Origin of the sequence: Arthrobacter sp. H14 (assembly GCF_000520495.1) — a bacterium.
Classification (GTDB): Bacteria; Actinomycetota; Actinomycetes; order Actinomycetales; family Micrococcaceae; genus Arthrobacter_C.
Genome location: NZ_KI914701.1, coordinates 1 through 9,585 on the forward strand (window position 1 = coordinate 1; position 9,585 = coordinate 9,585).

Consider the following 9,585-nt stretch of genomic DNA (forward strand, 5'->3'; position numbering starts at 1 on the left):
CTGAACCCGGCAAAGCTCCAACGTGAAATCCAAGCCCTCACCGCCGAACTCCTGACCCTGGCCACCGCAAAACGAGGACCAAAAACGCAAACAGCTATCCGGACAAAATCAAATGATTCTGCGAATCGATCCAGCCGGGCATCTTGACATGATTCCTCGGGCAGACGACGCAGCCGGGCTGGCCACCAACCCGTGAAGAACAAATGGGCCGCTATTTGCGGGCTCTCCGCGCTTTGGACCCTTCAATGGTGGCGGCCCAAATAGAAATCGATGTCGCTCCATGGCTGACGAAGCCTCTGCCGATCAGTTCTTTTCGCGCTTATCTACTACTATCCATTATAGTAGTTAGGTCTGACAGACCCATCCTTCCCCTACCGGATTCGAAAGTGAGACATGCCTTCATCCCCAAAGCCCCAGCGGCGCGCAGCGAAGTCTTTCGCGGTTACGTTTGGCGCGGCCATTCTGCTGTCCGCATGCGCCGGCTCATCCACAGCCGGAAAGGAGTCGCCCTCCGGCCATAGTCATTCAGGTTCCGAAACGGGCGCCTATCCCACCGGCCATATCCATGGCATGACGGTGAACCCTGAAACCGAGGATGTTCTGCTGGCCACGCATGACGGGCTGTTCAATGTATCCGAGCATCATCCGGAGAAGATTGGACCAACTAACGACCTGATGGGTTTCACCACCGCGGCCTCAGGAAAATTCTACGCCTCGGGCCATCCCGGTCCCGGTAGCGATGAACCCAATCCGGTGGGGCTTATGGAATCCACCGACGGCGGGAAATCGTGGACGATCCTCTCCAGGGAAGGTGAATCGGACTTCCACTCACTCACCACCTCCGATGGAGGCATTGTCGCCTTTGACGGGACGTTGCGGACCAGTGAAGACGGCGAAACCTGGCAGTCGTCCGCAACGGCTATCCAACCCTTCCATCTGGCAGGAACCCCGCGGTCGGAGGTGGTCCTGGCAACCACGGAGAAGGGACTGCAGCGCTCCACCGAAGCGGGGTCGAGCTGGTCCAGCGTGCCTGACGCGCCCCTTTTGATGTTCACCACGTTCGCCAGCGCCGAGACAGCCGTTGGCATCGCCCCCGACGGGCAGGTACATGTCAGCAGGGACGCGGGTCTTAGCTGGACCAACACCGGTTCGATCCAGACGCAGCCGGCTGCGATCGCCGCAACAACGAACGACTCCGGCGATCTAAAGGTGTGGGTCGCCACTCCGGAGACTGTACAGGTCTCGGGCGACGGCGGGAAAACCTTCGCGGCGATGGATACCGGCGAATAGCGGGAGATGGCTGTGACAACTGTAAAGGTTCTGTCCGAGGCGGGAGCCTATATCCCTTCGCCCACAGTGAGTGCCTTCCAGCTGGGGCCCGTAATGATTCACTTCTATGCGCTGTGTATTCTGGCCGGCATTGCCCTGGCCACCTATCTGACAGAACGCAGGTTTGTCGCCCGCGACGCCGCACCCGGGACAACATTCGACATCATCATCTGGGCTGTACCCTTCGGAATCGTGGGCGGACGGATCTACCACGTCATTACGGACCCGCAGCTCTACTTCGCGGCGGGGCAGGATCCTTGGGATGCGCTCAGAATCTGGGAAGGCGGCCTCGGTATATGGGGAGCAGTCGCCTTGGGAGCCCTGGGCGCGTGGATCGGCTGCCGGCGAAACAACGTATCGTTTCTCGCTTTCGCCGACTCGGCAGCGCCCGGGTTACTGTTCGCACAGTCGTTGGGCCGCTGGGGTAACTGGTTTAACAACGAACTATATGGTGAACCAACCAACGTTCCCTGGAAGCTGGAGATCCACGAGATGGCCGCCGGCCGCGCCGTCCTGGACGCCGCAGGAAACCCTGTCGTGCTTGGCTATTTCCACCCGACCTTCCTTTACGAATCACTGTGGACCCTCGCAGCGGGCATCATCCTGCTGCTGATCGACCGGAAGTGGCGTATCGGAGCCGGCGGGGTTTTGGCGCTCTATGCCGTCTTGTACACCGCCGGACGGTTCTTCATTGAACTGATGCGAACGGACTCGGCGAACCTCATCCTTGGCCTGCGCGTCAACACCTGGGTCTCCGGAGTGGTCTTCGCGGCGTCCCTGGTGGTGTTCATCCGGCGCAGAAACCATGACCGGTCCCGAGCACACCCCGAGGAATTACCGGATAAACAAGTCAGCCCCTAACAGCACCCCTTAACCGGACACAGGTTTTTTTAGACGAGAGGAATAGTCCACGTGGAAAACAAAAGGCAGACACGCGAGGAACGGCGCGCCAAATCAGCCGCGATCAGGGCCCGGCAAGAGGCCGCCGAGCGGCGCCAGAAGTTCCTGATCTACGGAATATCGTCACTGGTCGTTCTGGTCCTCATCGGGGCTGTGGCGTTCGTGCTCGTCGGAGAGTCACGACAGCAGGCGGCAGTTGAGGAAGCGGCGAGCCAGCCGATTGAGGGCGTCCAAACCTTCGAAGATTTATCGCGTACCCATGTCCCGGAACCCGTCGACTATGGGCAGACACCCGGCGTCGGCGGCGACCACGCACCGGTTTGGACCAACTGTGGCACCTACACTTCACCGGTAGAGGAAAAACGGGCAGTACATTCCCTTGAACATGGCGCGGTGTGGCTTACCTACAGCCCGGACCTTTCCGATGAACAGGTGCAGGAGCTTACTGACCTGGCCGACTCCCGAAGTTATGTCCTGCTGAGTCCATACCCCGGACAGGAAGAACCGCTAAAAGCCAGCGCCTGGGGTACACAAGTTGTTCTGGATGGCGCTGGCGACGAACGGCTGGAACCGTTTATTGCCGCCTATGCGCAGGGTCCACAGACACCTGAACCGGGAGCGGCATGCTCGGGCGGTGTAGACGGCTAGTCAACGATGGCCGGGCACTGTCTCACCGGTCGTTGTCCAGTGCGGCACGGCGCCGCTGATACTCCTCATCGTCGATCTCTCCGGCCGCGAAACGGCGACGGAGAACACTGTGCGCCTCATCGGAGCCGGCGTTTAGTTGACGCTGTCCGGCCCGGCCCTGCCGGCCGGCTCGGACGGCCAAAACGATCACTGCTGCCGCCCCGGCAGCGAGCAACAGCAGGATCAGGACTGCCCAAATCATGCCCGCGCCCATCATTCCACCCATATCCATCATGTTTCCCACAATCATCACTCCCTGCAGAACTGGCGTTGAGTCTGTTGACACTTTAATACTATCGTCAATAGTAGATGGAGGCAGCCTTCTCGCCGGAGGGCGGAAACGTGGAGGGTGAGCCGGCGCGTTCCGTGGAGGCGGGGACTCAGGCAGTCGCAATTTGTGTTGGTTCCGACGGTGACGTATGAGTTGTACTACAGGCTGTAGAAAATGCGTTTGCCCGTCCCGATGTTTTGGAGAGTACGTGAAAGCCACTGTTGTGAACCGGCCGGCCGGACACAGATTAACGGGACGGTTGCTCACCGTCGTCATGGTCCTGGCCTTGACGCTTACGGCATGCACCGCCAACGACCCGCTTGCGAAGCAGGCCGCAGCAGGAGATGGCAAAAACTATATCGCCGGTGATGGTTCTGTCTCGGAATATGCCCCGGAGGCACGGGGAGAGTCAGTTGAGCTCACGGCCGAACTTTACGACGGCACCGTGGTGGATTCAGCAGATTGGCAGGGTCGGGTGACGGTGCTGAATTTCTGGTACGCGGCCTGTCCCCCATGCCGGCTTGAGGCTCCGGATCTGCAGGCGCTGTATGAGAAGTATAAAGACGACGGTGTGATGTTCTACGGGGTGAATGTCCGTGATCCTGAGGCCACTGCGGCGGCGTTCGAACGGAATTTTGGTGTGACGTATCCCAGTATTGACGACCGGGACGGCGGGGTGTTGTTCTCGATGACCCAATACGTGCCGCCGCAGGCCGTGCCTACCACGCTGGTGCTGGATAAGCAGGGCCGGATCGCTGCACGCATTATCGGTTTGGCGGAAAAGAGCACCCTCGACGCGTTGATTTCCGACGCCGCGGCCGGGTCCCCGTAAATATGGCTGTCGTGATCCCCTCAACGCCCGTTATGGTGCAGGCAGTTGTCGACAATCCGTTCGCCGAGACAGTCCTGAGCGGATCGTTGCTGCTGGCCATTCCGGTGGCTGTCCTGGCGGGCCTGGTCTCCTTCGCCTCACCTTGTGTGCTGCCGCTGGTCCCGGGGTATCTGGGATATGTGAGCGGGTTGACCGGAGCGGACCTGGAGCAGCAACGGCGCGGACGGATGCTCGCCGGAGTCGGCCTGTTCGTGTTGGGGTTTTCGCTTGTTTTCATGCTGATTGGTGCCGTGTTCGGCGGCTTGGGCGCCTGGTTACAGCAGGACGAGCAGGCCTGGGTCACCCAAGTGTCCGGCGGACTGGTGCTTCTGATGGGTGTCGTTTTCCTAGGCGGATTTTCCTGGTTCCAGCGCGAGGCGAAAATCCATACGAAGCCGCCCGCCGGTTTGTGGGGCGCACCGCTGCTGGGAATCACCTTCGCACTCGGATGGGCCCCGTGTATCGGTCCGACCCTGTCCGCCATCCAACTACTGGCGTTCTCCAGTGGGGCCGGGGCGACCAAGGGGGCGTTTCTGACTCTCTTTTACAGTCTGGGGTTGGGGGTGCCGTTCCTGCTGATCGCCATTGGTGCCCGCCGTGGCATGGGCGCTCTGGAATTCTTCCGCCGGCACCGCCTGTCGTTGCAGCGTTTTGGCGGCGCTGTGCTGATTCTCCTTGGTCTGCTCATGATCTCCGGGCTCTGGGGATTCTGGGTGGGGCAACTGCAGGACTGGTTTACCAATGAAGTAAGGCTGCCCATCTAATGCGCAAATCGATTCACGACCAGGGAACGGCGACCGGGGACAGTCCCGGCACCGGCGCGCCCAGTCGCCAGGATCCCGGCAAACTTCCGCCGGACAGCCGGTCGGCCGAGGAAAACGGGAAACCCGGCACGAAGGCCGACGCTCCGGCAGCGGGTACGAATGATGTCATGCTACCGGCCTTGGGATTTACCGGGACGCTGCGCTTCGTCTGGCGTCAGTTGACCAGCATGCGCACGGCACTGTTTCTGCTGCTGTTGCTGGCCGTGGCCGCGGTCCCCGGCTCACTCTTTCCGCAGCGTCCGGCGAACCCCGCCGTAGTCACCCAGTACATCGAGGAAAACCCGGTGACCGGCCCCTGGCTGGACCGCTTCCAGCTCTTCGATGTCTATTCCTCGGTATGGTTCTCAGCCATTTACCTGCTGCTGTTCATCTCCCTGGTCGGCTGTGTCATTCCCCGGACAGCCCAGCACGCCAAGGCTATCCGCTCAAAACCGCCGCGCACGCCGAGACGGTTGTCCCGGCTGCCGCACTACGGGGCAATGGCCATACCGGCCGACAACGGGATACCGGCGCAGCAGGCGGCCGCTGACGCCGCGGCTGTCCTGAAGCGCCGGGGGTACCGGGTTGATATGCGCGACGCCGACGGCCCGTCGTTCCCATCAGTGGGCGCCGAGCGGGGTTTCATCAAGGAAGTCGGCAACCTGCTCTTCCACATTGCGTTGATTGGTGTGCTGATCTCCTTCGCGGTCAGCGGACTGTTCGGGTACCGGGGACAGAAAATCCTCGTCGAAGGCGGCACTTTTATCAACAACCTGGTCAGCTACGACTCGTTCGACCCCGGGACCAATTTCAGCAAGGGCACGCTCGACCCGTTCTCCATCCAGCTGAACGATTTCGATGTCACGTTTGAGCGTGAAACACAGGCAAACTACGGCCAGCCCATCGACTTCACCGCCAAGGTCACCACGAAAACAACACCGGAGGCCGAACCCGTGAAGCAGGTGCTGGAGGTCAATGATCCGCTCTCCTTCAACGGGACCAACGTGTACCTGGTCGGAAACGGCTACGCGCCGGTCGTCACCGTCCGCGACGGTGAGGGCAACATCGCCCTGAGCGAACCCGTCGTCGCCCGCGTCAACGACGCCGCCTACACCTCCACCATCGTCATTAAGGCGCCCGATGCCCAGCCGTCGCAGCTGAGCTTCGTTGGGTTGCTCCTACCCACAGCGATGAAGGCCGCGAACGGGCAGACGGTGGCGGGCGACCCTGACCCGTTGAACCCGCAGCTGCTGCTGGATTCCTACTCCGGCGATCTCGGGCTCGATGAGGGTGTACCAACGTCGGTCTACACGCTCGATACGTCGGAACTGACCCAGCTAAACGGCCGTAAACTCGACACCGGCGGCATCGTCCTGCAGGCCAACGAGACCTACGAACTGCCTGATGGGAAGGGCTCGATCACCTTTGAGGGCCTCAAACGCTACATCGGCGTCGATATTACCTATGATCCCGGCAAATACGGGGCCCTGATCTTCTCCTCCCTGGCAGTATTGGGTCTGATGACTACGCTCTTCGTCGGCCGCCGCCGGGTATGGGTCCGCGCCGGCACTCACGAGGACGGGCGCACCATGGTCGAATACGGGTTCCTCGCCCGCGGTGAAGACTACCGGCTCGAGGGAGAAGAGAAAACACTTCGCACGCTGCTTGAGAAGAAATGGCTGGCGGAGAACAACCCTAAGGACAAGTAATGGGAATCAATGAAGCCCTCGGCGAATACTCTGAGTTGTTCATGCTCCTGGCCGCCCTGACCTACCTGATCGCCTTCGGCGCCTTCGCCTGGGACATGGCCGCCAGCAGCAGGAAACTCGCCTCCGTCAACCGCCGCGCGGAACGATTGAACAACTCAACTTCTGGTGCAGCGCATCCGGATTCAGCAGCCGATTCTGTTGACGAAACCGAACCAGCTAGAGCGATGGTTCCCGCCGCCGGCGGAACCGTTAGCCATGAAAGGCTGACCGGCCCCGAGGACCGGGTCGCCCGTGTCAACACCCGCTCCGGCGGCAACCGGTCGGACTCCGTAGCCGATGAATCCATGTCCTACACCAAAGAACGCCGCACCGCGGCCCGGATCGGTGTGGCGGTGAGTGCTCTGGCCTTCACAGTGCATCTGACGGCTGTCCTGACCCGGGCTATCGCCGCCAACCGGGTTCCCTGGGGCAACATGTATGAATTCGCCACTACCGGGGCACTGGTGGTGGCCGGTGTCTTCCTGTTAGCGCTCACCCGCAAAGATCTGCGGTTCCTGGGAACGTTCGTGATCGCCCTGGTACTGATCATGCTGACCGCCGCGACCATCGGCATACCGACCCCGGTCGGAAACCTCGTTCCGGCGCTGCAAAGCTACTGGCTGATCATCCACGTCTCCGTCGCGGTCACCGCCTCGGCACTGTTCACCCTGACCTTCGCCATGTCCGTCCTGCAGCTGCTGCAAACCCGCCGCGAAGCCGCACTCGCTGAAGGACGAGCCCCGGGGATGGGCTTCATGCGCCGCATCCCGGCCGCACTCAGCCTGGAGAACCTCGCCTACCGCATCAACGCCGTGGCGTTCGTGCTATGGACGTTCACGCTCATGGCCGGAGCCATCTGGGCCGAAGAGTCGTGGGGCCGCTACTGGGGATGGGACACCAAGGAAGTATGGACCTTCGTCATTTGGGTCGTCTTCGCCGGTTACCTGCACGCCCGAGCCACCCGCGGCTGGACCGGAACCCGCGCAGCATGGCTGTGTATCGTCGGCTACCTCTGCATCGTCTTCAACTTTGCCATCGTCAACGTCTACTTCTCCGGCCTGCACTCATACTCAGGCATCTGATGCATGACCAACTGCAATGGCGAAACACATTGAACCAGGTCACCGGAACTGAATGGTTCCTACGCTGCCCCTGCCCGGTTCTGGTCATAACCCGTTCCTTGCCATGGACCACCCACACATCAGAATGACGAAAGGAACAACAATGCTCACCCGCATCCGACCATGGCATGCCGCGATCGCCGCCATAGTGCTGATGACACTCCTGCTGGGGGCTTTCGCGCTGGGGCGCACCACGGCGCCACTAACCGCGCCGGCTGGGAACAGTATTGATGCCGGTTTCGCCAGGGACATGCAACGCCACCATGCACAAGCGGTGGAAATGTCCATGGTCATCCGGGAACAATCCACGGATCCCGAGATCCGCACCATGGGCTATGACATCGCGCTGACCCAGCAGCATCAGGTTGGGCAGATGTTCGCGTGGCTGCGGGATTGGAGCTTACCGCAGGTCACCGGAGCGGAACCAATGTCCTGGATGCCGGGAAACGCCAGCCACACCGGCGTGGCCATGGAAAACGGGCGCATGCCCGGTATGGCATCCCCCGACGACATGGAACGGCTGCGAAACCTCACCGGTGAAGAAGCCGACCGGCTATATCTGAACCTCATGATTCAACACCATCAAGCCGGAGTGGAGATGGCAGAAGCGGCATTAGCAGCGTCAACGGAGACGGTGCGCTCCTTCGCCGAAAAGTCCATTGCATCACAGGCATCGGAGATCAAAGTGATGGAGCAGATGCTCGCGGAAGAATAACCGTGCGGCTAAACGACCGGGAATTGCTCACCGACTACATTCCGGATGGCCGCACGCCCATGCCAACTATTGGGCAAGTGCTACAGGTTCCGCCTCAAAGTGGAGCATGTCCACCGATTCGACGTGTGCTTCGAGCAGGGACAGGACGTTACGGCCCTGATCCGTTGCAGGGAAGACTTCGGTGTGGTCAGTCAAAGCAGTCCACCCTACACGGAGCAGATAAACCTCTGGTTGATCGACGCTGTGGTGCAGGTCCACTGACTGGCATCCCGGTACTTCCAACAGGTTCTCGCGGATGGCAGGATAAGTGTCTCGAAAGTCCTCGTGCCCATTGGGACGGATGGTGAGTTGTGCGTGCTCGTAAATCATGTGGTCCTGTCGACCTTTCCGGCAGATGCTCATGGATTTTTGGTTGCTAGTTGCCAGAGTCGCTTGTGCGCACGGCATCCCTGTCGTGGATCTCTTGCATGTTAAGTGCTCTGACTTGGGTGATGAGCTGTTCGAGTGCGCTGGCATCCAGCACACCCGGCTGCGAGAACACGAGCAGTTTTTCGCGGAATACCATCAATGTAGGGATGGAGCTGATGCCCGCTTTCGCCGCCAGCGTCTGTTCGGCCTCGACGTCGACCTTTGTGAAGGCGAGGTCAGGGTGCTTATCTGAGGCGGCGCTGTATGTCGGCGCAAACGTGCGGCATGGTGCGCACCATCCTGCCCAAAAGTCGATTAACACGATGTCGTTGTTGTTGAGTGTGGATTCGAAACTTGTTTCGGTGATGTCAATAGTGGCCATGGTGATTACTCCCAGCGTTTGAGGTCGCCGCGGGCGTTGTCTCGCGGCGCTTCGTTTACGGATCAGGCTGTCAAGGCCCCGAGTGCCTTATCGGTGCTCATGACGGCGCCTGCGATGTAGTTGAAATTGGTTAGGGCGGCTGCGTAGCCGTCTCCCAGGTCGGGGTGCTGTGCTGCTGCCGTGGCATCTGCGACTACGGCCACTTCGAATCCCTGCTCCAGCAGTTCCCTCAAGTGGCTTTCAATGCAGAGGTTAGCCGACATCCCTGCCAGGATGACCTTGTTGATGCCGCGTTTGCGCAGCTGAAGTACGAGGTCGTTCTGTTCGGGTCCGTATATCTTGTGGGGGCT

The 9,585-nt window shown here is 60.6% G+C and carries 12 protein-coding genes; 8 read left to right on the forward strand and 4 right to left on the reverse strand.

Annotation, left to right across the window (positions count from 1 at the left end; genetic code table 11):
• Positions 1–393: 393 nt before the first annotated feature.
• Genes Y707_RS0120690 through Y707_RS0120700 form a run of 3 tightly spaced genes read left to right on the forward strand, consistent with a single transcriptional unit; the run spans position 394 to position 2,877 of the window.
• Positions 394–1,290: a F510_1955 family glycosylhydrolase gene (locus Y707_RS0120690; RefSeq protein ID WP_026536467.1), complete on the forward strand. Its 897-nt coding sequence runs from the start codon at positions 394–396 to the stop codon at positions 1,288–1,290.
• A gap of 12 nt (positions 1,291–1,302) precedes the next feature.
• Positions 1,303–2,190 (forward strand): prolipoprotein diacylglyceryl transferase, encoded by an 888-nt coding sequence (lgt, locus tag Y707_RS28065; protein ID WP_442853315.1) that lies wholly within the window; start codon positions 1,303–1,305, stop codon positions 2,188–2,190.
• Positions 2,191–2,241: 51 nt separating this feature from the next.
• Positions 2,242–2,877: a thioredoxin-like domain-containing protein gene (locus tag Y707_RS0120700; RefSeq protein WP_026536468.1), complete on the forward strand. Its 636-nt coding sequence runs from the start codon at positions 2,242–2,244 to the stop codon at positions 2,875–2,877.
• Between the two features lie 22 nt (positions 2,878–2,899).
• Here the strand turns inward: Y707_RS0120700 and Y707_RS0120705 are convergent, their stop codons facing one another.
• Complete coding sequence (locus Y707_RS0120705) at positions 2,900–3,202, reverse strand: SHOCT domain-containing protein (RefSeq protein ID WP_216699310.1); 303 nt, start codon at positions 3,200–3,202, stop codon at positions 2,900–2,902.
• Between the two features lie 259 nt (positions 3,203–3,461).
• On the opposite strand from Y707_RS0120705, the gene Y707_RS0120710 reads away from it, so the two are divergent.
• From Y707_RS0120710 to Y707_RS0120730, 5 genes are all read left to right on the forward strand, one after another.
• Entirely contained in the window at positions 3,462–4,019 is a 558-nt protein-coding gene (locus Y707_RS0120710; RefSeq protein WP_051442271.1) for a TlpA family protein disulfide reductase, read from the forward strand.
• Positions 4,020–4,021: 2 nt separating this feature from the next.
• The gene (locus tag Y707_RS0120715; protein WP_442853316.1) at positions 4,022–4,822 is read left to right on the forward strand and encodes a cytochrome c biogenesis CcdA family protein; all 801 of its coding nucleotides are present in this window, start codon (positions 4,022–4,024) and stop codon (positions 4,820–4,822) included.
• 167 nt (positions 4,823–4,989) lie between these two features.
• A complete protein-coding gene (gene resB, locus Y707_RS28070) occupies positions 4,990–6,570 on the forward strand; it encodes a cytochrome c biogenesis protein ResB (protein WP_035783016.1) in 1,581 nt (526 codons plus the stop codon).
• Positions 6,570–7,691 (forward strand): c-type cytochrome biogenesis protein CcsB, encoded by a 1,122-nt coding sequence (gene ccsB / locus Y707_RS0120725; protein WP_026536472.1) that lies wholly within the window; start codon positions 6,570–6,572, stop codon positions 7,689–7,691. Before resB ends, ccsB begins: the two co-directional genes overlap by 1 nt.
• A gap of 142 nt (positions 7,692–7,833) precedes the next feature.
• Positions 7,834–8,445: a DUF305 domain-containing protein gene (locus Y707_RS0120730; protein ID WP_026536473.1), complete on the forward strand. Its 612-nt coding sequence runs from the start codon at positions 7,834–7,836 to the stop codon at positions 8,443–8,445.
• Between the two features lie 66 nt (positions 8,446–8,511).
• On the opposite strand, the gene Y707_RS0120735 is transcribed toward Y707_RS0120730, so the two are convergent.
• From Y707_RS0120735 to Y707_RS29270, 3 genes are all read right to left on the reverse strand, one after another.
• Complete coding sequence (locus tag Y707_RS0120735; RefSeq protein WP_026536474.1) at positions 8,512–8,814, reverse strand: antibiotic biosynthesis monooxygenase family protein; 303 nt, start codon at positions 8,812–8,814, stop codon at positions 8,512–8,514.
• 46 nt (positions 8,815–8,860) lie between these two features.
• Positions 8,861–9,235: a thioredoxin family protein gene (locus Y707_RS0120740; RefSeq protein ID WP_026536475.1), complete on the reverse strand. Its 375-nt coding sequence runs from the start codon at positions 9,233–9,235 to the stop codon at positions 8,861–8,863.
• Between the two features lie 62 nt (positions 9,236–9,297).
• The coding region (locus Y707_RS29270; protein ID WP_035783019.1) for an isochorismatase family protein at positions 9,298–9,585 on the reverse strand (288 nt) is incomplete at its 5' end.